The organism is Mycobacterium sp. MOTT36Y (assembly GCF_000262165.1).
Classification (GTDB): domain Bacteria; phylum Actinomycetota; class Actinomycetes; order Mycobacteriales; family Mycobacteriaceae; genus Mycobacterium; species Mycobacterium intracellulare.
On record NC_017904.1, the window covers coordinates 4199471 to 4221951 of the forward strand.

The window sequence follows — 22481 nt, forward strand, 5'->3', positions numbered from 1 at the left end:
CACTCAGTAGTGATAGGTGTCCGACGGCGCGGGTGAGTGATCGCGCTCTTCCTCGTCGATGTCCAACGCCTCGATACCGTACGCGCGAGCCAACTCGAGGATCTTGGTCGCCCGCGCGATGCGGGGCAGATCGGAGCCGTTGCGGATCTCTCCCCCGTCACGTTCGAACTCGGCGAAAAACTCTTTCGCCCAAGAAATTTCGTCCTGCGACGGCGACAGACCCTCATTGACGACGGCGCACTGGTCGGGTGTCAAGCAGATCTTGCCGGTCATCCCGAACTGGGTGGAGACCGCCGTGGCCTCGATCAGTTTCAGCGGATTGGAGCCGATGGTCGGGCCGTCGATCGCGCTGGGCAGGTCGGCGGCCTTGGAGGCGATGGTGAAGCGAGATCGCGTGTAGGCCAGCGTCGCCGGGTCGTCCCCGAAGCCGGTGTCGCGGCGGAAGTCCCCGATACCGAACGCCAGCCGGAAGGTTCCCTTGGTCGCGGCGATCTCGGTGATGCGCTCGAGGCCTCGGGCCGTTTCGACCAGGGCGACGATCGGCACATCGGGCAGCCGCTTCGCGGTCTCGGTGACGTGGTCGACCGATTCGACCATCGCCAGCATCACCCCGCCGACCGGGGTGGTGGCCAGGGCGGCCAGGTCGTCCGCCCACCAGGGGGTGCCGAAGCCGTTGATGCGGACCCAGTCCACGTTGCCGGCGCCCAGCCAACTCACCACGTTGTCACGCGCGGCGTGCTTGTCCTTGGGCGCGACCGCGTCCTCGATGTCGAAAACGACGATGTCGGCGCGCGAGTCCACCGCGGACTGGAACCGGTCGGGATGCGTGCCGTTGACCAGCAGCCAGCTTCGAGCCAGTACTGGGTCGATGCGAGAGCCGATGTCTTCGGGTGCGGCGGCGCTGCTGTTGACCTGTTCGTACATTTCGCTGATCTGTCGTCTTCTCGTGGTTTCGAATGGCGGGCGTGTGCCCCTTAACCGTAGCGATGTCCCGAACAACCGGTCGGGCAATCCCCCGCGGACGTGCTGACGACTCGGCCGCGCCGCCCGCGGAGCTCCTGAGCGGAGCGGCGATCGCCGGACCGTCCAGCAAACGAAACGGACCCGCCGCCGAGTTTCGCCGTGGCCGCCCGGGGTAGCCACCTTCCTGGACGTCGCGGCCGCCGGCCGGACGCCGTTTCCTGCGGAGACTAGAGCACCCTGGTCCACAGAAGCCTCTCGATCAGCCGCCTGGCCGCGACCGAGAAAACCCACGAGGAGTAAACATGCGTAGGGCCATTGCAATCGTTTCAACCACCGGGGCGCTGTTGTTCGGTGGAGCAGGTGTCGCCAATGCCGCCGTTCCGAGCGCCCCGGCGCCGTCGCCGACCACAACGACGTTGGCGGACAACGACAATAGTCAGCACAGCGACAACAGCGGACTGTGGGGCCTTCTCGGCCTCCTCGGCTTGGGCGGGCTTGCCGGGCTGATGCGCCGCAAGGACGCCGCCGCGCGCCCCGGCGTCGCACCGACCACCCCTCGCGACCGCGGCGTCTAACCCTTCGCCGACCTGTGGGCACCGGGTTTGGCGACGAAATATATTGTTCCCCAACGTATCCCGGTTTCAGTTAGCCCGGCCGAACGGCGTCCCGCACCGCGGGGCGCCGTTTGGCCGTATCTGCAGCGGGTATACCTTGCCAAGCCGCACACAGCCCAGCGTGCGTTTCACAACTCCCGATCACTGGAGGTATCGGCGATGGCCGACATGATTATCCAGTCACCCGACGAGGTCGTCGCGTTCCTGAAAGCACAGCACAACCTCATCGAGGACATGTTTGACCAGGTGCTGCACGCTACGGATCCCAAAGCGCGGGAAGAGCCGTTCGCGGCGCTGCGCCAACTGCTGGCGGTCCATGAAACCGCCGAGGAAATGATCGTGCACCCGCGCGCACGCAAGGAGGCCGACGACGGCGACGCGATCGTCGACGCCCGCCTGAATGAAGAACATGGGGCCAAGGAGCTGCTGTCGCAGATCGAGCAGCTCGACGTCACCTCGCAGCGGTTCATCGACGAACTCACCAAACTGCGCGAGGCCGTGCTCGAGCACGCCAAGCAGGAGGAGACCGAGGAATTCCCGGTCCTCACACGCCAGCTCGACGACGACGATCTCAAGCGGATGGGCACGGCGGTGCGCGCCGCCGAAGCCATCGCGCCGACCCACCCCCACCCCGGCGTCGAGTCGGCAAAGCTGAACTTCGCACTCGGCCCGTTTGCCTCCATGCTCGATCGGGCCCGCGACCTCATCGGACATGCCGTCGGCTGAGTTTCCGTAGGCTCGATCAAATGAGCGTTGCCCCGGACACCACCGTTGCCCTGCAAGACCGGTTCTTCCGCGAATTGCCGGAAATGGCGGTCCGCTGGCAAGCCGAGACATTTCCCGAGTTGCGGTTGCTCGTGCTCAACGACCGGCTCGCCGAGAGTCTCGGGCTCGACGCAGCCTGGCTGCGCGACGACGGGCTGCGCTTCCTGACGGGCAACCTGGTGCCCAGCGGGGCTGCCCCCGTCGCCCAGGCCTATGCGGGGCATCAGTTCGGCGGCTTCGTCCCTCGATTGGGCGACGGGCGCGCGCTGCTCCTCGGCGAGCTCGTCGACACCGACGGGCGGCTGCGCGACATCCACCTGAAAGGCTCCGGAGCCACACCGTTCGCCCGGGGCGGGGACGGCCTGGCGGCCGTCGGACCGATGCTGCGCGAATACATCGTCAGCGAGGCGATGCACGCGTTGGGCGTCCCGACGACACGGTCGTTGGCCGTGGTCGGCACCGGCCGCCCGGTGTATCGCGAAACCACACTGCCGGGCGCCGTGCTGACCCGGGTGGCCAGCAGCCACCTGCGGGTGGGCAGCTTCCAATACGCCGCGGCCACCGGCAACAAGGACCTGCTGCGCCGCCTCGCCGACCATGCAATCGCCCGCCACCATCCCGCCGCGGCCGAGGCCGAGCGCCCCTATCTCGCGTTGTTCGAAGCGGTCGTCGCGGTCCAGGCCGCGCTGATCGCCCAGTGGATGTTGGTCGGGTTCGTTCACGGGGTGATGAACACCGACAACATGACGATCTCCGGGGAAACGATCGACTATGGTCCCTGCGCGTTCATGGAGGCCTACGACCCGGACACGGTCTACAGTTCGATCGATTTCTGGGGCCGCTACGCCTACGGCAACCAGCCGGTCATCGCCGGTTGGAACCTCGCGCGCTTCGCCGAGACACTCCTTCCGTTGCTGTCGGACAGCAGCGAGGAGTCCATCGCACTGGCGGAGCAGTCGTTCGGGGTGTTCCAAGCCCGCTACGACGCGGTGTGGACCTCGGGCATGCGGGCCAAACTCGGCCTCTCCGCCGACGTGGATGCCGAATTCGCCACGGCCTTGGTCGAGGAGCTACTCCTTCTGCTCAAGCAAAACCACGTCGACTACACGTCGTTCTTCCGACAGCTCAGCCATGTGGCGCGAGGCGATGCCGAGCCCGCGCGCGGACTGTTCATGGACCTGGCCGGCTTTGACGAGTGGTCGGCGCGTTGGCAAGCATTGGGCCCCGACGCCGACGCGATGGATCGCACCAACCCGATCTATATCCCGCGCAACCATCTGGTCGAGGAGGCCCTCACCGCGGCGACGGACGGCGATCTCGCGCCCGTCGAGCGGCTCCTGGCGGCGGTGACCGAGCCGTACGCGGAACGGCCCGGTTGGGAGCGCTACGCCAGTCCCGCCCCCGAGGACTTCGGGAAGTACCAAACCTTCTGCGGCACTTAGCCTTACGTTAGCTTAGCGAACTCGCCCTGCAACTCATCGAGGCGTTGCAGCGTCTGATCGTGCGGTTCCGTCGGGAGGTTCACCAAGAGGTGTTGCAATCCCAAATCTCGGTAGCCCTCGAGCTGGGCCGCCGTGGCCTCCCCGCCGTGGAAGTGGATCACCGGCACGTCCCGTCCGACCAGCTCGCGCAGTTGGTCCAGCTGCGGTGCTAGCTCTCCCGCCGAGCCTGTCATCGAGAGCCAGCCCGCGTTGAGCCGGGCGATGCGTTTGAAGCCCGCGGGTCCGCAGCCCAGATACAGCGGCGGATACGGTTGCTGCACGGGCTTGGGCCAGCTGTAGATGGGATCGAAGTCCACGAATTCACCATGGAATTCGGCCTTTTCGTTCGTCCAGATCTGGATCATCGCGTCGAGGCGCTCGTCGACCACGCGTCCCCGCACCGCGGGATCGACGCCGTGGTTCGCGATCTCTTCGCGAAGCCACCCCACGCCCACGCCGAAGCGGAATCGACCCTGCGACACCAGGTCCAGCGACGCAACCTCTTTGGCGACGTGGATCGGATCGCGCTGCGGCACCAATGCGATGCCGGTGCCGACGACGAGCCTCTCGGTGACGGCCGCCGCCGCCGTCAGCGCGACAAACGGATCGAGTGTGCGGTAGTACTTTCGGGGAATCGGTCCCCCGCTGGGGTACGGAGTTTTCGCGTCGACCGGAATGTGTGAGTGCTCGGCGACAAAGAGCGATTCAAAACCGCGCTGCTCGAGCGCCTTTCCCAGGTCCGCTGGGGCGATGCCCTCGTCGGTAACAAACGTCAGCACACCGAAACCCATGCCGCTCAGTCAACAGCATCTCCGCTCGGCTGTCAGCGCTCAGGCAGGCTCTGGCGCTTCGCCCGTCCACCTGGCCGGACGTACCGCGCCCCACAGCCCAGTGGCGATCCCGACGACGGCGCCGCCCAGGCCGATCAGTTGCTGCGAGGGCTTCAACTCGCTGTGCACGCTCAACCCGCCGACCAGGTCGGCCACGTCGGCCCCGGCGGAGGCCAGGAACCAGCCGCGGGTGTTCTTGCCGCGCAGCGCCGCGCCCGCCAGCAGTGCACCGATCAGCGCGTCGCGATAACCCATCGATCGGAGCAACAGTCGCGCCGTCGGCGTCGGCTCCTCGGGGTCGCCCCACAACTTGTTTGCGCGCAGGGGATCAACGAGAAACGAAACGCCAGAGGCGAGCCGAATGGTGCCCGCGGAGAGGCCGAACCGGTCGATTGACATGGTCCCTGAGCCTAGGAGCAAACGCCCGTCTCGCGCACGCATTCGCTCCGAACGGCGGTCATGGCGCCGGGCACGCGTCGGCGATCTGCAGCGCGGCCGGCCACAGCACCGTGGCCACACCGAAGGCGAAGGCGTCGGCGGCGGCGGGTGACACCACCTCTATCCTTGCCTGGATTCGCTGGGTCTGCTCGGGGTGAAAAACGGTCCACGCGAAACCAATACAGAGGTAGGGAATCGCGAGCCACACGGCCAGCTCGATCAGCCCGCCGATGCTGACCTTGTGCCCGAGGACGCGCCTTACCGGGTCCATCGCATGTTCGATTTGGCCCATCACCGCACTCCCCGCTACCGCAACACCAGCTTCAAAGCGTAATCGACGACCGCGTCGAGATCATTGCCCAAATGACCGGCGAGCCACTGCTGGGCAAGCTCGGCCATCGCGCCGGTGTACATCGCCGCGGCGACCTCGGCGGCCACCGGATCGGAACCCGGGTTGAGACGCCAGCCCTCGGTCAGTACCCCCTGGCGCAACATGTCCTGGGTGGCGCGGCGGCGGGCGGCCAGCACCGGGTTGGTGCGCGCATCGGTGAACAACACGCGGCCGCGCCGCGGATCGGCCGAGGAGAAGCCCAGCACGGCCGCGATGCCGGCGCGGGTGCGGGCGCCGAGCGAATCGCCCGCCTCCTCGATAGCGGCCGCGATCACCTCGGCGAGCTGCTCACTCACCCGGTCGTAAACCGCGCCGAGCAGATCGTCGGTGTCGCCGAAGCTCTCGTAGAAATACCGGGTGTTCAACCCGCACTCCCGGCAGACCGAGCGCACCGAGATGGCGGCCTCGCCGCCGCTGCCGAACAGGCGATACGCGGCCTCGACGAGCAGCGCACGACGCTCGGCGCGGCGGTCCTTGAGCGGTACACCGGCCCACCGGGTGGGACTCGACATCCCTACAGCGTAGGTCGACACGGCGCGGGTCTTGTCACACCCGTAACCAAAACATATTCTGGTTACAGTCGTGACCAGAAGTCCCGAGGGAGTGATTCGTGTTCCTGCCACACCAGATAGTCGGGCAGATGATCAACAAGCGGTTGGACGACACCATGCGGCGGCGCTTCTTCCGCGGCATGGAATTCGCCGCGCCCGTCGGCGATCCGGGCTGGTTCGGTCCCGACAGCGCCGTGTGGCGCGTGCATTCGCACCTGCCCGCGTTGATCTTCGGCCTGTATTGCGCCGCCTTCATGGAATCCCTGGACCCGTCGATCTACTGGATGGGCATGCACCATTCGCGCCTGATCAAGCGCGACAGCAACGGAAACCCGATATCGCGCGTGCCGCAGATCGACCCCGAGGGCGCCGCGACGCGGCTGGGCCACTCGGTCGCCTTCTTCATCGGCACGGCGTACGGGTCGACGGAAACCGCCGAGCGCCTGGCGACGTCCGTGCGCGCGATGCATCACACCATCAAGGGCACCCGTCCCGACGGAGCCCGCTACGACGCCGACGATCCCGAGTGGCTGCGATGGAACTACGCGACGGTCGTCTGGGGGCTGGCCACCGCGCACGAGCTTTATCACCCAATGCCGTTGCGCGGCAAGAACCTCGACCGCTATTACGGCGAGTTCGTGCGGGTCGGACACGCCCTGGGCGGCACCGATCTGCCGACCACCAAGGCCGAGACGCTCGAGTGCCTGGAGTCGTACTTGCCGAAATTGGCTGTGACTCATGGGAAAGCGATGGGCACCGGCCCCAACGTTCCCATGCCGCAGGCGGCCGTCGACTGGGCCATTCGCGACACGATGCCGAAATGGGCCAAGCAGCTGCTGCAGCACCGTGACCCCAACATCATCGAACGCACCGCCCGTCGTACCGCGGTGTGGTCGATCATCAACGGGATCAACGCCGCGGCGGGCCCGACGCCGGAGTTTCGGCAGGCCCAGGCCCGGGTCAAAGGAGGCACCACCGTCCCCCACACCGTGCCGACCTACGTGCCCGGCACCGATCAGGTCCGCACCCGCTCCGAGGTGGAGCTCAGCTTCCAGTCGGTGTAACCGGCTGCCCTAGGTGCTGGGGGCAGTAAGCGCTCGCGGCGATCATGGTGAACTGTGCGGCGCCGTCCACGGTGAACCCCGGATTGCTCGACGACACGTTGTGGATGACGTCGACCTGGGGATGGCCCTGGTCCATCAGCTCGCACGCCCTTTTGCCGACCCCGACCGCGGTGGCGGGGCTCTCATAGGTGATGCCGGCCTTGTTGAGCGCGGTCAGGAAGCTCACATCCGCGGCTGAATTGCCGGCCGGATCGGCGTGCGCCGGCGTGGCCACACCGATGAAGACGACGAAGCCCGCAAGCACTACAGGGATGCGCATGGCTTCATCTTGGTACAGAGCCGCGGTCCTGGCGCCGGCAGCCCGGGCCACCTGGGCGAAGGACCTAGGTGTGGTACACAGTGGCTATGTCCGCGCTGATCCATCAACCCTGTTGAGAGCCCCAGCGTGCACGACGATCGACTGCTGAGTCCCGGCCGGACGTGCTGGCGTACGGCGCGTGCCGACAAGTTCGCCCCCATCGTCGATGCGGCGGACTACTTCAAACACGTCAAGGCAGCGATGCTGCGCGCCCGCCACCGAATCATGCTGATCGGCTGGGATTTCGACTCCCGAGTGACGTTCGAGCGCGGCCGCAAGACGCTGCCCGGCCCGAACCAGCTCGGCACCTTCCTTTATTGGATGCTGTGGAAGCGCCCGGGTCTGGACATCTACCTGCTGAAGTCCAATTTGCGTCTGCTCCCGGCCTTCGATGGCCTCTGGTACGGGCTTGCCCCGGTATCGCTGGTGAACCAGATCAGCAGTAAGCGAATGCACTTCGCCATCGACGGCGCCCATCCGCTCGGCTCGGTGCATCATCAGAAGATCGTCGTCGTCGACGACGCGGTGGCCTTCTGCGGCGGCATCGACCTCACCCTTGACCGCTGGGACACCCGCGCCCATGAGCATGTCAACCGCCACCGCCGCACGGCACGCCGCAGCTACGGGCCACGGCACGACGTCGGGGCCGCGGTCGACGGTGCGGCGGCGCGGGCTCTTGGCGAGCAAGCGTTGGCGCGGTGGCAGACGGCGACGCAACAAGCGTTGGCGCCCGTGGAGGCACGGCACAGCGCGTGGCCCGGCAAGCTGGAACCGACGCTGCGCAACGTGGACATCGGGATCGCGCTCACCCTGCCCGAACTGGACGATCGCCCCGAGGTCCGCGAGGTCGAGGCGCTCAACCTTGCCGCCATAGCGGCGGCCCGCGACACCATCTACGTGGAGAACCAATACCTGGCGTCGCGCACCATCGCCGACGCCCTGGCGGCGCGGCTGCGGGAAGCCGACGGCCCGGAGATCGTCATCGTGCTTGCGCGCAAAGGCAATAACCCGCTCGAACGGGGAACGATGGACAGCGCACGCCACCTCCTGCTTCACCAGCTGTGGGAAGCCGACGAGCATGACCGGTTGGGCATCTACTGGCCGGTGACCGACCGCGGCGCGCCGATCTACATCCACTCCAAGGTGCTGGCGGTCGACGATCGGCTGCTGCGGATCGGGTCGTCGAATTTCAACAACCGGTCATTGGGATTCGACAGCGAATGCGATGTGGCCATCGAGGCGCCGCCGGCGAGTTCCGACGATGACGTGCGCCGTGAAATCGCCTCCGTGCGAAACGGTTTGGTGGCCGAGCACTTAGGAGTGTCGCCCGGCGAGCTCGACAGAGCGATCGCCGAACACCGGTCGGTGCACAAGGCCGTCGAGGCGCTTCGGGGCGACGGCAAGACGTTGCAGCCCTTCACCGAGCGCACCGTGGCCGATGAGGCGGGCCCGCTGGCCGAGAACGAGCTGATGGACCCCGACCATGTGCCGCGGTCGCTGAGCCGAAGCGTGCAACGCTTCATCACCGGCCTCCGGGGTTAACGCGCCGGCGATTGGGGTGTGAGTCGAACCGGACTCGGCCTAGTCTGGGCAGAAGTGCCAGTGGACTAAGGACGAGCACCCATGAGCATCGACGACGAATCCGTCACCACGTTGGAGGACCTTCGGGGCGACCTGGCGCAGCGGTACAAGAGGACGCCGACGGGCGGAAGTTCGATCGACAGCGCGATCGCCGAAGCCGACATGGCGGCCCTGGACCGCGACGGCTACGTCATCTGGGAGAACCTGCTGAGCGCCGAAGAATGCGCGCACATTCGCCAGACCGTGCGGCCGTGGCTCGGGCATACCGGACGCAACTCGTTCGAGGGCCGGCGTACGCAGCGGATCTACAGCGTGCTGAGCAGGACACGGGCGTGCGATCGGCTTGTCGACCATCCCCGGGTGCTCGCCGCTCTCGACCGGTTGCTGATGCCCAACTATCTGCTTTCGGCGTTGCAGGCCATCAACATTCAGCCCGGCGAGGCCGCACAGCTGGCACACCATGACGACGGCTTTTACCCGATTCCACGCCCTCGCGCGCCGCTGGCGGCCGCCACGATCTGGGCGATCGACGACTTCACCGCCGACAACGGCGCCACGGTCCTGTACCCGGGGAGCCACCGGTGGGGCAAGCGCCGGCCGGACTCCGACGACGAGGCGTTGCCGGTGGTCATGCCCGCCGGCTCCTGCGTCTTCTTCGTCGGCACCCTCTGGCATGGCGGGGGTGCCAACAACACCGCCCACGAGCGGCTGGCCATCACCGCTCAATACTGTGAGCCGTGGCTGCGGCCGATGGAGGCCTATACGTTGTCGGTGTCGCGCGACATCGCGCGCACGGTCTCCGACGACATCCGCCGCATGCTCGGCTACAGCATCCACCCGCCGTTCGTCGGCAACGTCGATGGCTTGCATCCGTTGCGGCTGTTGGGATCTGGTCCCGACGCATAGATGCGGGGCGGCTTCACCGCCTCGGACGATCCGCCTCTGCAAGAATGGTCCGATATGTCGCGATCATTCGACGTCCTGACCGAGTCGCCCGCCAGCGTTGAGCAGATTCACGCCGCGTTCGGCCGAGAGGACTATTGGCTGGCCCGCATCGCGGCCGGCGCCGCCGACACCACCTTGGATTCACTGGTGGCCGACGCCGACGGCACGGTGACGGTGCGCACGACTCAACGCCTCGGTCGTCAGCTCCTGCCCGGGCTGGTCGCCAAATTCGTTACCGGCGAGGTGAAGATCGTGCAGACCGAGACGTGGCGTCCGGACAGCGATCGCCAGGTGCGTGGGCGGGTCACCGTGTCCGCTTCGGGCGGATTGGGATCAGGCCATGCGGATACGTGGCTGGCGCCGACGGATGACAGCGGTTCGCAACTGCGCGCCGCCCTTCAGGTGAACGTCAAAATCCCTTTGGTGGGCGGCAAACTCGAAAAGTCCATCGGGGCAGGTTTGGCGGAGGGAATCCCCGAGATGCTGCGCTTCACCACTACGTGGATCGCCGAAAACACATAAAACTGCGCTTCGCAGCATTTACGCTCCCTGTCCATGGACCCGAGAGTGTCGGCCGGCATCGGCCACGGCAAGGCCTTGTCTCCGTCGGCACTGATTGCCGCATCGCTGACCGGGCTGGTGTGGCTCGCGCCCACAGCCCACGCCGACCCCGATCCCATCTCCGTCGGCGCTTATCTGCACACACTGAACGTGTTGCATGTGCCGTACGACAATCCGGGCAGGATTGTCGACATCGGGAACAACGTCTGCCAGCAAGCGCGTGGCGGCACCGACTTCGACACCATCTACCCGACGGTGGCGAGCAACGGCTACACATCCGCGCAAGCGGGTCAGATCATGGGCGCTGCCGTCGGGACATTCTGTCCCGACATGGAGGCTGCTTTCGATCGCTGGACCAACAGCTAGGCGGGGCCTGCTGGTGTCATAACGGTTCGCCGATGTCAGGGAGTAGGGCGATGTCCTCTGGCTGGCCGTACCGGCGAAACAATGCCGCAGTTTCCCGAATATTTCTGATAGCCCAATCAGTATTGAACTGGCATAGCACCTGGTACTCGTATTTGAAGCGTTGTGCCCTGTCTCCGTCTCGTTTAGCCGCTTGGCTCGTAACCACGCCTTGCATGTACCAGTAGAGAAGGTCATCGAGGCTGCCCGCCCGGTCGAAGCCGAGTTTTCCGCGCTCGTAGAAGGTGTAGTGGTAGGAACCGTCCTCGGCAACGAAAATGTTCAAACCATCGGTCGTCCGGAAGCCAACCGGCATGGGACGCACGCCGAGCCTTTCCGACAAACGATCGATTTCACTTTGAAGCGCCGCAGATTTATCGTCCAAGGCGCGGTCCGTGATCATCATGGAAAGCAGTACCTAATAGCGCCCCGTTTACGCCATCTTCGCATGCGGTCGCTGCCCACTACTTTTGACTCCGGGTTCAAACTCAACGCATCTGAAAGGTGTAAAAGTTGCCGATAGCCGTGAGTGACTGTTTCGTGAGAGTCGGATGCCTTTCGTGCATCACAGCTTCGACATAGTCCCCAGCCTCATTGAGGCTCATGCGATTCCAGTCAGGTTCCACCCTCATCGCTTCGTTAAGAATCGCATGCACCCTCTCATTTGCAACCGTAGCCCTTGATCCGAAATGCTCCTCGAACTCAACTCCATTGCTACCGGGGTAACGGCGCAAATATAGAACAATCGCTTCATTGATGTCGATACCGTCATTCTCCAAGGTCCACCTCACCCATGCCTCTCAAAAATCGTTACTGCTTCCCCTGTGTCTGGATCGATCTGCACAATGCGGCTTATATTAAGGTTTTCCATCAGTCGAGGTATCTCAATATTTTGCCAGACGTTGCCTGGGCGCAAGTTGGAACCAATGATTGCGGTAACTTCTCCTTGCGCGTTTTCCGCGTATGCCGTCGAAGCATCGTCCCAGAACTGTACCGATACCGGATCATGGCGATTCCAGACTGGGAGCGGATCAATCCCGTTGTCCGCAAGCGTCATTTCTAACGTCCTGCCCCCAGTTCCATGAGCGATCAGTTCCGCTACCCCTGAGCCATCGGGACCAACTCCGATCCCGTCGGCAGTTCTGCCCGACCAGTAATATGCGGTATTTGGCTGTGTGGTCGTGATTTCTAGAAGCTGTTCGTACGACGGCAGACTTCCGGGCAGATAGTGACCCGCACTGTCCATTGGGTAAGGGCCATCACCATGGTTACCGTCCAGGATGGAATGGTCGGCCACAAAGGGATCGTGGTGCTCACCAATTGCGGCGGGAAGGTGATCGCCAGCACCTATCGGCGGATGGCTGCCGACGAAGTCGTGTGGGACAGTGGCGGCGGCGTCGAGGTCGGCCAATTCCCCCGCACGTACGACGGCCGCTCCTTCGCCACCGAAGAGCATCGTGGGCAGCGTGGTGGCGGCGTCGGAGGTCTTGCCGCCCAAATAGTAAGCGAGGCTTGGGGAGTCTATTGCGCTCTTGATTTCCGTGAGTCCAGTGCCCACGGGGTTCAGGGCCGTTTCGGCGGTGCCTTTGAGCATCTGCTCCCATGACTTGAGCACACTTGGAGCTCCGGGGCCTCCCTGCCCGAAAAGGTTTTTGATCCCCTGCTCGGTAGCGAACCAACGGTCACTAAATCCTTCGGAGAATCCCGGTGGCGGCGGGGCCTTCGGCTCGGGTGGAACGTAGTTGGGCATCCCGTTGTCGATCCACTGCTGTGTCTGGCTCACAACGTCATTCAGCCGCGCCTCGATCTGATTCGGCGGCACACCGTCGCGAGTCATGGTCTGGCGCGCCATCGACTTGAAGCTCTCGACATCTGCTGGGTTCAGCCGCGGCGGCGGGACACCGCCGCGCCCGGGTCCGGCAGGTCCAGCCGGCAACAGCATGTCTTGCAGCGACAGGGGCTTGCCAACGGCGCCGGCGGGAACAGGCGGGCCCTTCGGCGAGGCACCGTCCGGCCCAGCGTCTGCCGGGCCATCGGGCAACAACATGTCTTGCCACGTCCGTGGCTTGCGCCCTGCTGCCGGATTGGGCGGACCTTGCGGCGGTGCGCCACCACTTGGTGCATGACCGCCGGTATCCAGCGGGACTTCGCCCACGGCAAAGCGGACGGCGGTGGCAAGCTCGTGGTCGGCGCTGTGGGCATGCACGTTCAACGCAATGAGCTGATCCTGCAGCAGCTGCTGCTGGGCGGCAAATTCTATGGGATCGCGCCCAATCCACGTGTCGCCAACGTCAATTCGCCAGTCCGGCGTGATGGTCCAGCCATTGGCCTCAGCGGCCCGCTCGATGTCCTCGAGGTCGCGCTTGCATGCGCGCACATCGCCCTCGGCGCGTGCCACCGCCGCGGCTACCTGCCGGGACTCCTGACCGTCGGCCTCGATGTCACGTCGAGCCTTACCGAGGTCAGCGCGAAACGCCTCTCCGGCTTCTCCCTGCCAGCCGCTGAGAACGTTATGCACCTGCTGGAGGTTCTCCCCCAACTGCTGCAAGGTGTTGGCGCGTCCGTTCGCGGTCTCGAACACCTTCTGGATCGCGCCGAGATCCCAACGCTTGACGTCATTGGGGGTCAGCTGCCCCACCCGTGACCCCTACTCCCGCACCGACCGAAAAGCTCGCGCCGACTCGTCCTCGTTGGTGAGGTAGCCGAGCATCGCCTCGGCGACGTGCGACCCCAGGCCGTCCACCTGCAGCTGGTGGTGGTCGTGGCGGGCCTGCCAGCGCGCCGCGAGCTCACCCAGCGCCAGCTCCGAGGATCCGATCCAGCCGGGCGCGGCCGCCGCCAGGCCGTCCTCATGACTGAAGAAATCCAACGCGGCCTCGCCGATCGCGTTGAACATGTCGTTGCTGCCGACGTGCAGTGCGGCGGGATCGACCTTCAATCCATTTGCCACGAATGTCTCCTACGGCTCGCCGGGATTGCGCTCCGAATCTTAATTTGCTGCGTAGGACCGCGCACTTCACCTCTTGCGGGTCAAGGCGCTGACCAGCTGCTTTCTTCCAGCGTGAAGACCTGCACCGCTGCGGATTTGCCCTTGAGGGCATGGGGCCCCCGATCGACGAGGCCGACAGGTCGAGAAGCCAGCGCATCGACGCACGACTCGGTGAGCAGGATCGCGTCGCCCGTCGTCTTGGTTAGCTGCTCGACGCGCGCGGCTACGTTGACGGTGTCACCGATCAGCGTGAATTCGAGCTTGCCTCCCCCGCCGATGGTGCCGGCAATTACCACCCCGGTGTTGATCCCGATGCCGATCCGCAGTGCTCCGTCGAAGCGCTCCGAAACGAGCCGCTGGATCCCGACAGCGACATGCACCGCGGCATTGGCATGTGCCGCAAGGTCGTTCGGTGCGCCGAAGACGGCGAGGGCTCCGTCGCCAAGGAACTTGTTGACGTGCCCACCGGCCTGAACGACGGCGGGCACGACGATCGCGAACAGCGAGTTGAGCCGGGCGACGGTATCCTCGGCGGTATTGGCTTCGGCGAACGGGGTGAAATCGCGAATGTCGATGAACATCACGGTCACCTCGCGGCGCTCACCGGTAAACACGTCGTCACCCTGTTCGAGCAGCCGCGCCGCCAGCGCCGGGTCGACGTAGGTGCCGAAAGCGCCCTGAAGTCGTTGCCGCTCAGCCAAACCCGCCTGCATGCGGTTGAACGACGCGGCCGGGGCGCCGAGGTCGTCGTCCTGGACGACGGGTAGGCGCTGGCTATAGTCGCCTGCCGCAACGCGTTCGGCGCCCTCGGCGAGGTCGCGGATGGGTTGCAAAGACCTCGAGAATCCAAGGCCGACGGAGACCGGTATGGCGAATACAAGGGCTAACGCGCCGCCGATCACGAGGGAAACGATGGGAGCATCACTGATTCGATTCGACGCTGCGGCAAGCAACGCGCCGCCGACAGCATAGGCAAACGCGACAGCGACCATGGACACGTTCGATCGCGCGGCGAAAGTCGGGCGAGAGCGCGGCAGTGAGTCACCGACCCCAGTGTCATTGGCGAGGGCGACCCTGGCGGGCCGCCATGCCGCCTCGATGCTGTTGTGAAGCGCGACCAACTGGACCGCTAATGCAATGGTCGCAGCCACGCTCCCGTATTGGAGTAGCCGCAACCAACTCGCTCCGGCGATCACACCGACGACGACCGACAACGCGGCAGCCCAGACAGCGGCGGCCCACATCGTGCGGGAAGTCGCCCTGCGGGAAAAGATATAGGTGCCCTCCAGGGCGGCCGCTCGATCGACCTCGCGACGACCCGCTGCCCACTGCTCCGCGAGCCGTGCCCATCGGTGATCCGGTAGAACCATGATGCATGCGAGCAGAAGCGCGGCCACCACGGTGGCTGCCGTCGCTGCAACGTAGCGATCGGACCTTTCGAACACGACGATCGGATACGAGACAAGGGTGAGGTAGATCGGCACCGAGATGACGAATGCGATCACGCCGCCCGCCCAGGTGTACCTCGCCCCGTACCGATCCCACGCCCACTGCCAGATGCGGTCCATGCGAGGAGATTAGACTCCCGCGATCTGCGGTGCGGCCGTTCTGATGCTGCCCGGTCAGAACGTTTTGCCGTGCAACTCTGCCAGCGCGTGAATCTGTTCGAGGTAGTGCTCGAGCGAATGGTGGATGAACCTGGCCGACAACGTGGTGGTCCCGGCGGCGGCGATGGTGTGCAGCGCGTCTTCGGTTTTCGCCGGTTCACCCACCGGGTCCAGTGGCTGGTCGGCGGGCAAGACGACCTCGAAGCCGTCCGGCAGCTCTCGCGCCCGCAGCCACTCGGCGGCGGTGGCGATGGACACGTAGTACGGACACCAGCCGTCGGCGAGCGTGAGCGCACGGCGCAACGACCGCTTGGTGCGCCCGCCGACCCAGATCGGCATATGTGGCTGCAGCGCACAGGGATCGATGGTGAGCCCACCGAACGAGTAGTACTCGCCGTCATACACCGGCTCGTTGGTGGGCAAGGCCGCCCGCAGCGCCTTCAGGGCGTCGTCGGCACGAGCACCGCGGTCGTCGAACGGCGCGCCCAGCAGGTCGAATTCCTCCCTGAGGCTCCCGACGCCGACGCCCAGGATCACCCGGCCGCCGCTGACGTGATCCAATGTGCCATAACGCTTTACGATCGCGAGCGGGTGGTGATAGCCAAGCACCAGGGTCATCGTGACGAGCCGAATCCGGCTGGTGCGCGCCGACACGTAGCCGAGCGTGGCCAGCGGGTCCCAGTACCGGGAGCCGCGGCGGGCGGCCTCGGTCGACGGAATGCCGATGTGCTCGCTGCAGGTGAGGTGGTGATAGCCAAGACCGTCCGCCGTCTCGGCGACGCGACCGATGTCTCCGATGGTGGCCGTCTTCTCCCACGTCAACGCCGCGCCGGCGACGTTCGTGACGACGGGTGTCGCGATGCCGAGTTTCAATCCAGCGGCTCTTCACCGGCAAGGACCGTGCGGTGCATGAGCCGGCCGCTGTCAGCGGCATACGGCAGCGCCCGGTGCATGGTCCCGGTGTTGTCCCATATGAGCAGGTCGCCCAGCTGCCACTCGTGGCGGTAGACGTAGCGCGGTTGAGTCGCCCAGTCACGAAGGCGCGCAAGCAATGCGCGGCTTTCTTCCACCGGCAGGTCGACCACGTAATCCGCCGTCGCACCGAGCAACAACGACTTGCGCCCCGATCGGTGAGTCCACACCATGGGACACGATTTCGTAGGCGATTTCTGCCAGAACGCGATCTCCTCGTAGCTCATCTCGGGTCGCACGTAGTACTGCGAGCGCTCCGCGCTGTGCACCACCCGAAGGCCGGCGATCGCCGCCTTGTCGGCCTCCGGCAGCTCCTCGTAGGCCGCGTAGGTGTTGCAGAACTCGGTCTGACCGCCGGAGTCGGACAATTTCATGGCGCGCAACAGCGTGGCCAGATTCGGATAGGGCTGCAGCGAGCCGTCGAAATGCCAGAACAGCGAGCCTTTCAGGTACTCGGCGCGCTGATTGACGTTCGTGTCGAGCGAGATCTTGTAGATCCCGCCCTCACCCTCGTTCTGCACAATGCTGCCAAGGGTTTTCGCGATGGTGACCTGCTGTTCGTCGCTGATCTGCAGTCCGCGAAAGAAGACCACCCCGCGCTGCTCGAGGATCGCGCGGATCGCCTCGGCTTCGCGACCACTGAGCAGCGTGTCGAAATCGGTCTTGATCTCGCTGCCGATCAACGGCGTGCAGTCGATGACGTCGAGTCGTGTGGTGGACAGTCCCATGCGTCAGCTCAATCTCGTGAGAATGGTCTTCGCCGAATGCTTTACCCGCGGCTGTCTCCACAACTCCACCGCCAACGAGACCGTGATCAGCGAGTAGAGCAGATTGCGCAGGTTCGCGACGTCCTCGGGCAGCGGCTCGGAATAGTCGAACTTGTCGATGTAGGCGACCGCCTCCTCGGCGTGCGGAAAAACCTCGTCGTAGAACGCCTGGATCTCGGCCATGGAGCTGTTCACACGCTTCACGTAGCGCTCGTGCCCATCCTCGATGGCCCATTCGGGCACCAGGTGCTCAAGTTGCGAGAACTCGTGCGGCAAAAGGGCATTCATCGGCCGGCCTTCGCCTTCTCGCCGGCCGCCACATAATCGCCCACCACCTTGTGCAGGTGACGCAGCAGGATCTCCTCGTCATTCATCGTGAAATGCGTGAGCGCACCGCTGTTCAGCATCGCCTGCAACCCTTCCGACGGGCTCGCGTCTTCCAGGATGATGTCGTTGAGGAAGGTAACGGTGAGCTCTTGGCCCAGCCGTTCTTTGTGCGTCTTGGGCGGCTGGTAGAACATCTCGACTTCGAAGATGTGCGAGTGCGGGCCCGTCGGCCAGTGCGTGTGCGTACTGAAACCGGACGAACCGAAGATCAGCACGAAGTTGGGGAAGAACTGGAACGAATCGAAGCCGTACTTCTCAGAACGAGTCGGATTGAGCCCAGGCGGCATCGGGCCGCGATCGGTCCGCTTGTTCCACGGCCCGGCCGCGCTCGCCTCCATCACGCATTCAATGGGCTTGGAGTACGGCGTCTTCTGCGACGGCTCGCCGGCGAAGGAAAACATCCGGTGCGGACCCTTGAGCCGGTAGGCCAGCGCGTCGGTGAACGGGTTCGGCTGGTCGAAGGCGTCTCGCGCCTCCGCGGTGAGGGCGCCGAACGAGGACGCGTGCAGATACGGCCCGTGGTAACTTTCGGCGAATCCGTCGACGAAAATCTTCCAGTTGCACTGCAATTCGACTTTGAACCGATACACCTGGTGTGGCCCCGCAAACGGATACCCTTCGATGCCGTGGGCCAGCTCGCCGAGGTAGGACCGCAGCGGCTCGGTGTTGTGCGGGTCGAGGTTGACGAAGATGAACCCCTCCCACACCTCGCATTGGATCGCCGGCACCCGACAGCTCTCGGCGTCGAAGTCGAGCAGCAGATCCTTGCGGGTGGCCGCGTGCAGCGAACCGTCGAGCTTGTAGCGCCAGCCGTGGAATCGGCAGTACAGCACCGGGGCGCGACCTTGCACCTCTTCGAACGGGTCGTCTTCCCACAGCATCTTGTTGCCGCGGTGCGGACAGATGTTGTGGAAGGCGCGGATCACGTCGTCCTTGCCGCGAACGATGATGATCGACGTGTCGAGGAATCTCAGCTCGCGGGTGAAGTAGCTTCCCGACTTCGGCACCCGCTCAACCCGTCCGACGTAGAGCCAGGTTTTTTTGAAGACGTGCTCGCGTTCCTTCTCGTAGAACTCTTCTGAGACACAGTCCTCGAGTGACACTGGGCCACGGCCCAATTCGGGATAGGCATCCGTCCAGTGCCCGCTCGACGGCTTCGTCACCAAGACGTCCTGACTCATCGGGCCCTCCTCCGCCTCTCGGCCGAAGGTAGCACTTGACCAAATGCGCAAATAGGCCTTCAATTGCAACACCCTGTTGCAATTTTGGAACACCACGTGGAGCAGAACCTGCCGTTCGACCTCGATGCCTTGCTCGTATTTGGCAAGGTGGTCGAGTGCCGCAGCCTGTCGAAGGCGGCCGCGCTGCTGGGCATGCCCAAGTCCACCGTCAGCCGCAAGCTCAGCAAGCTCGAGGCGGACCTCGGGATCAAGCTGCTGCGCAAGAACACGCACCAGCTCACCGTCACCGACCTTGGCGAGAAGATCTACAGCCACGGCGTGAACATCTTGGCCGAGGCCAACGGGGTGCGGGCGCTGGTGGAAGGCAGCAAGCTCGAGCCGCAGGGTGAGTTGCGCGTTGCCATCCCGGTCTTTGTCGGCATCGACTACGCATCGCGAGTCGGCGCCAAATTCCTGAAGCAATATCCCCAGTCGCGGCTGGATATCCGCTTGGTGGACAACGTCGTTCATCCCGTCCACGACGGGTTCGACGTGGTTTTCGGGACGGGGCCGCTGCAGGACTCGACGCTGATCGCGCGCAAGGTCTTCAGCCTCGAACTGTTCCTTTGTGCATCACCGGAGTTCATACGGGAACTACCCGAACCCATCACCGCTCCCACCCAATTGGATACCGTGCCGTTCATCGACTGCGGAGTCAGCGAGGGACCGCGCAGGCTCACCGTCGCCAAGAACAAGCGGCGCCATGAGCTCTCGCCGATGGTTCGGGCGCGAGCCAACAATTTTCAGGTGTGCAAGCAGTACATCCTCAACGGGCTCGGTGTCGGTGCGATGCCGAGCCAGATCATCGTCACCTCCGAGTTGCGGGACGGCAGCATCGTGCCGGTGCTGCCCGAATGGCGCCTCGAGCAGCTTGACGTCTACATGATCCATCCCTTCCAGCTCTCGTTCTCCACGTTGATCAGCGCGTTCTACGAGACGGCGTGCGACATCATCACCGAGAACACCGCGCGAAGCGCAGGCGGCAAAACCGGCCGTCTGCACCTATAAAGCGAAAAAGTGAGCGTTTGCTGGCGGCGAGTCCAATACTTAGGTGATGAGTAGGCCTGCACCGCCCGTGCTGACGGTTCAATCGGAGTGGTCACAGCGCAGTTTCGCGCCGGGCCACGACATCGTGGTCGGGAGTGACCTCCGCGCCGACATGCGCGTCGCCCATCCGCTGATCGCCCGCGCCCACCTCCTGCTGCGCTTCGACGGGGCCAAATGGATCGCGATCGACAACGGTTCGCCCTCCGGCGTTTTCGTCAATGGTCACCGGGTACGGGCCGTCGACATCCACGATCGCCAGAGCCTCAACCTCGCCCGGCCCGACGGGCCGCGTCTGAGCTTTGGGATCGGCCGGCACGACGGGGCGGTGGGCCAACTACCGCCCACCCTGGAGGCGGTGCCGGTGATCGCGCCGCCGGGCGCCCCGAAGACCGCCCGTCCGGAACCGCCACGGCGGCCCGGCGTCCCGCCGCCCCGCATCGCGCGACCGCAACCCGCCCCGCCGCGCTACCCGCCCGCCGGCCAGCCCCCGCGCGCTCCCCACCCGGCGCCGCAGCCGGCGGGGCTCCAGCCGCTCACCGAGATCGGGGCACAGACCCTTGAAGCCTCGGGCTTCGACAGCGCCAACCTGCGGCGCGCCGTGCAGCGGTCACGTTCGAGGCTCGGCGCGCCCCCCGCGGGGGCGGCGGTCATCGGCCGCGCGGAAGACAGCGACATCGTCATCTCGGACGTCTTGGCGTCGCGCCATCATGCCTACTTGGTGCCGGGCCCCACCGGCATGGAGATCCACGACGCGCAAAGCATCAACGGGACTTTCGTCAACGGCACCCGCATCTTGTCGGCACCGCTCACCGACGGTGACGTGGTCACGATCGGCAACGTCGACCTGGTTTTCAACGGTGAAATCCTGCTGCGCCGCGCCGAAGCCGCCACCCGCACCGGCGGGCTGGAAGTGCGGGAGGTCGACTTTCACGTCGACAACAAGCGCCTGATCCAAAAGGTGTCCCTGACGGCGCGGCCCGGGACGCTGACCGCGCTCATCGGTGGGTCGGGAGCGGGCAAGAGCACGTTGTCCCGGCTGATCGCCGGCGCCACCTGTCCGACCTCGGGCTCGATCACCTTCGAGGGCCACGACATCCACGCCCAGTTCGCGTCGTTGCGCAGCCGGATCGGGATGGTGCCCCAGGACGACGTCGTGCACCGCCAGCTCACGGTGACCCAGGCGCTGAACTACGCGGCCGAGTTGCGGCTGCCGACCGACACCAGCAAGTCCGACCGCGCGCAGGTCGTCGCGCAGGTCATCGAGGAACTCGGCTTGACCAAGCACGCCGACACGCGAGTCGACAAGCTGTCCGGCGGGCAGCGCAAGCGCGCCTCGGTGGCCCTGGAACTGCTCACCGGGCCGTCGCTGCTGATCCTCGACGAGCCCACGTCGGGCCTGGACCCCGCATTGGACCTGCAGGTCATGACGATGCTTCGGCAGCTGGCCGACGCCGGCCGCGTCGTGCTGGTGGTGACGCACTCGCTGAGCTACCTCGATCTGTGCGACCAGGTGTTGCTGATGGCGCCGGGCGGCAAGACCGCCTACTGCGGCCCACCCGGCGACATCGAAGCGACCATGGGAACCACCAACTGGGCCAAGATCTTTGGAATGGTGGGCGCGGACCCCGACGAAGCCAACCGTCGATTCCTGGCCCAAGCCAAACCGCCGCCTCCTGTATCCGACGCGGACAAGCCGGCCGATCTCGGCGCTCCGGCGCGCTCCAGCACCTGGCGTCAATTCTCGACGATCGCCCGCCGCCAGGTCCGGCTGATCGTCGCCGATCGCGCCTACTTCATCTTCCTGGCGCTGTTGCCGTTCGTGATGGGCGCGCTGGCGCTGACCGTTCCCGGCTCGACGGGATTCCGCGTGGCCGATCCGAACGGCGACGGGTCCGACGAGCCCGGATCGGTGTTGATGTTGCTGACTATGGCCGCCGTCTTCATGGGCACCGCGCTGACGATCCGCGATCTCATCGGCGAGCGCCCGATCTTTCGCCGCGAACAGGCGGTCGGCCTGTCGACCAAGGCCTATCTGCTCGCGAAGATGGCGGTCTTCTTCGTGTTCGCCATCGTCCAGTCGACGATCGCGACCACCATCACCATTCTGGGGAAAGGCGCGCCGACCCGGCCGGCCCTGCTCCTTGGCAGCGCCACACTCGAGCTGTACGTCGCCACCGCCGCCATGTGCGTGGCCGCGGCGATGATCGGCCTGGTCCTGTCCTCGCTGGCGCGCTCGAACGAGCAGATCATGCCGCTCCTGGTGGTGTCGCTCATGTTGCAGCTGGTGCTCTGCGGTGGGATGGTCCCGGTCACCGACCGGATCGGGCTGGATCAGATGTCCTGGGCGGTCCCCTCCCGTTGGGGGTATGCGGCGCAGGCTTCGACGGTCGACTTGTGGACGATCGAGCCCGGGCCGCTCGCCCCGAAAGACCGCCACTTCAAACACACGGCGGGGACATGGCTGTTCGACGTCGGCATGCTGGTGTTGCTGACGGTCGTGTACGCGGGAATCGTGGGGTGGCGCAGCCGGCTCAAGCGCCATTGATCC

25 protein-coding genes are annotated in these 22481 nt (G+C 65.3%); 10 read left to right on the forward strand and 15 right to left on the reverse strand.

Translation table 11 applies throughout. The annotated features are described in order from the left end of the window. Positions 1 to 3: 3 nt before the first annotated feature. Positions 4 to 933: a CoA ester lyase gene (locus tag W7S_RS19020; RefSeq protein WP_170320621.1), complete on the reverse strand. Its 930-nt coding sequence runs from the start codon at positions 931 to 933 to the stop codon at positions 4 to 6. Between the two features lie 332 nt (positions 934 to 1265). Here W7S_RS19020 and W7S_RS19025 point away from each other — a divergent pair, with 332 nt between their 5' ends. From W7S_RS19025 to W7S_RS19035, 3 genes are all read left to right on the forward strand, one after another. Then, the gene (locus W7S_RS19025; protein ID WP_014380816.1) at positions 1266 to 1538 is read left to right on the forward strand and encodes a WGxxGxxG family protein; all 273 of its coding nucleotides are present in this window, start codon (positions 1266 to 1268) and stop codon (positions 1536 to 1538) included. Between the two features lie 198 nt (positions 1539 to 1736). Further along, positions 1737 to 2303, forward strand: coding sequence for a hemerythrin domain-containing protein (locus W7S_RS19030; protein ID WP_008259311.1), 567 nt, complete (start codon positions 1737 to 1739; stop codon positions 2301 to 2303). A gap of 20 nt (positions 2304 to 2323) precedes the next feature. Further along, positions 2324 to 3784, forward strand: a complete 1461-nt coding sequence (locus tag W7S_RS19035) for a YdiU family protein (protein ID WP_014712141.1) — start codon at positions 2324 to 2326, stop codon at positions 3782 to 3784. Between the two features lie 2 nt (positions 3785 to 3786). Here W7S_RS19035 and W7S_RS19040 read toward each other — a convergent pair whose 3' ends face one another. From W7S_RS19040 to W7S_RS19055, 4 genes are read right to left on the reverse strand one after another with little or no spacing between them, the layout of a single operon-like run. After that, positions 3787 to 4614, reverse strand: a complete 828-nt coding sequence (locus W7S_RS19040) for an LLM class F420-dependent oxidoreductase (RefSeq protein ID WP_014712142.1) — start codon at positions 4612 to 4614, stop codon at positions 3787 to 3789. A 39-nt stretch (positions 4615 to 4653) separates the two neighbouring features. Continuing rightward, positions 4654 to 5052, reverse strand: a complete 399-nt coding sequence (locus tag W7S_RS19045; protein WP_014712143.1) for a DUF4267 domain-containing protein — start codon at positions 5050 to 5052, stop codon at positions 4654 to 4656. 58 nt (positions 5053 to 5110) lie between these two features. Next, positions 5111 to 5383, reverse strand: a complete 273-nt coding sequence (locus W7S_RS19050; protein WP_014712144.1) for a hypothetical protein — start codon at positions 5381 to 5383, stop codon at positions 5111 to 5113. 14 nt (positions 5384 to 5397) lie between these two features. Then, positions 5398 to 5994, reverse strand: a complete 597-nt coding sequence (locus W7S_RS19055; protein ID WP_014712145.1) for a TetR/AcrR family transcriptional regulator — start codon at positions 5992 to 5994, stop codon at positions 5398 to 5400. Positions 5995 to 6092: 98 nt separating this feature from the next. Between W7S_RS19055 and W7S_RS19060 the strand changes: the two genes are divergently transcribed. Further along, on the forward strand, positions 6093 to 7097 hold the full coding sequence (locus W7S_RS19060; protein WP_014942720.1) for an oxygenase MpaB family protein: 1005 nt from the start codon (positions 6093 to 6095) through the stop codon (positions 7095 to 7097). Here the strand turns inward: W7S_RS19060 and W7S_RS19065 are convergent. After that, entirely contained in the window at positions 7078 to 7416 is a 339-nt protein-coding gene (locus W7S_RS19065) for a DUF732 domain-containing protein (protein ID WP_014942721.1), read from the reverse strand. The genes W7S_RS19060 and W7S_RS19065 overlap by 20 nt on opposite strands. A 126-nt stretch (positions 7417 to 7542) precedes the next feature. Between W7S_RS19065 and W7S_RS19070 the strand changes: the two genes are divergently transcribed. The 4 genes from W7S_RS19070 (at position 7543) to W7S_RS19085 (ending at position 10908) form a co-directional block, all read left to right on the forward strand. Beyond that, positions 7543 to 8997, forward strand: a complete 1455-nt coding sequence (locus W7S_RS19070; protein ID WP_008259327.1) for a phospholipase D-like domain-containing protein — start codon at positions 7543 to 7545, stop codon at positions 8995 to 8997. An 81-nt stretch (positions 8998 to 9078) separates the two neighbouring features. Beyond that, positions 9079 to 9942, forward strand: coding sequence for a phytanoyl-CoA dioxygenase family protein (locus W7S_RS19075; protein WP_008259328.1), 864 nt, complete (start codon positions 9079 to 9081; stop codon positions 9940 to 9942). A 54-nt stretch (positions 9943 to 9996) separates the two neighbouring features. Next, complete coding sequence (locus W7S_RS19080; protein WP_014385546.1) at positions 9997 to 10503, forward strand: DUF2505 domain-containing protein; 507 nt, start codon at positions 9997 to 9999, stop codon at positions 10501 to 10503. Positions 10504 to 10536: 33 nt separating this feature from the next. After that, positions 10537 to 10908, forward strand: coding sequence for a DUF732 domain-containing protein (locus tag W7S_RS19085; protein WP_232518833.1), 372 nt, complete (start codon positions 10537 to 10539; stop codon positions 10906 to 10908). Between the two features lie 16 nt (positions 10909 to 10924). On the opposite strand, the gene W7S_RS19090 is transcribed toward W7S_RS19085, so the two are convergent. The 9 genes from W7S_RS19090 to W7S_RS19130 all read right to left on the reverse strand — a co-directional run bounded on the left by W7S_RS19090 (position 10925) and on the right by W7S_RS19130 (position 18847). Next, positions 10925 to 11260, reverse strand: coding sequence for a hypothetical protein (locus tag W7S_RS19090; protein ID WP_020823297.1), 336 nt, complete (start codon positions 11258 to 11260; stop codon positions 10925 to 10927). 172 nt (positions 11261 to 11432) lie between these two features. Further along, positions 11433 to 11723, reverse strand: coding sequence for a hypothetical protein (locus W7S_RS26420; protein ID WP_083212179.1), 291 nt, complete (start codon positions 11721 to 11723; stop codon positions 11433 to 11435). An 8-nt stretch (positions 11724 to 11731) separates the two neighbouring features. Beyond that, complete coding sequence (locus tag W7S_RS27205) at positions 11732 to 13582, reverse strand: hypothetical protein (protein ID WP_020823298.1); 1851 nt, start codon at positions 13580 to 13582, stop codon at positions 11732 to 11734. Between the two features lie 9 nt (positions 13583 to 13591). Then, on the reverse strand, positions 13592 to 13894 hold the full coding sequence (locus W7S_RS19105; protein ID WP_020823299.1) for a hypothetical protein: 303 nt from the start codon (positions 13892 to 13894) through the stop codon (positions 13592 to 13594). 80 nt (positions 13895 to 13974) lie between these two features. Further along, a complete protein-coding gene (locus W7S_RS19110; protein WP_008259336.1) occupies positions 13975 to 15501 on the reverse strand; it encodes an adenylate/guanylate cyclase domain-containing protein in 1527 nt (508 codons plus the stop codon). 54 nt (positions 15502 to 15555) lie between these two features. After that, the gene (locus tag W7S_RS19115) at positions 15556 to 16413 is read right to left on the reverse strand and encodes a TIGR03619 family F420-dependent LLM class oxidoreductase (RefSeq protein WP_008259337.1); all 858 of its coding nucleotides are present in this window, start codon (positions 16411 to 16413) and stop codon (positions 15556 to 15558) included. Beyond that, a complete protein-coding gene (locus tag W7S_RS19120) occupies positions 16410 to 17240 on the reverse strand; it encodes a TauD/TfdA family dioxygenase (protein ID WP_008259338.1) in 831 nt (276 codons plus the stop codon). The genes W7S_RS19115 and W7S_RS19120 overlap by 4 nt, the downstream gene beginning before the upstream one ends. Before the next feature lie 3 nt (positions 17241 to 17243). Continuing rightward, entirely contained in the window at positions 17244 to 17567 is a 324-nt protein-coding gene (locus tag W7S_RS19125) for a hypothetical protein (RefSeq protein WP_008259339.1), read from the reverse strand. After that, a complete protein-coding gene (locus W7S_RS19130; protein WP_008259341.1) occupies positions 17564 to 18847 on the reverse strand; it encodes an SRPBCC family protein in 1284 nt (427 codons plus the stop codon). Before W7S_RS19130 ends, W7S_RS19125 begins: the two co-directional genes overlap by 4 nt. Positions 18848 to 18943: 96 nt before the next feature. On the opposite strand from W7S_RS19130, the gene W7S_RS19135 reads away from it, so the two are divergent. Beyond that, positions 18944 to 19894, forward strand: coding sequence for a LysR family transcriptional regulator (locus tag W7S_RS19135; protein WP_008259343.1), 951 nt, complete (start codon positions 18944 to 18946; stop codon positions 19892 to 19894). A 46-nt stretch (positions 19895 to 19940) separates the two neighbouring features. Continuing rightward, on the forward strand, positions 19941 to 22478 hold the full coding sequence (locus W7S_RS19140) for an ATP-binding cassette domain-containing protein (RefSeq protein WP_036429415.1): 2538 nt from the start codon (positions 19941 to 19943) through the stop codon (positions 22476 to 22478). Positions 22479 to 22481: the final 3 nt, after the last annotated feature.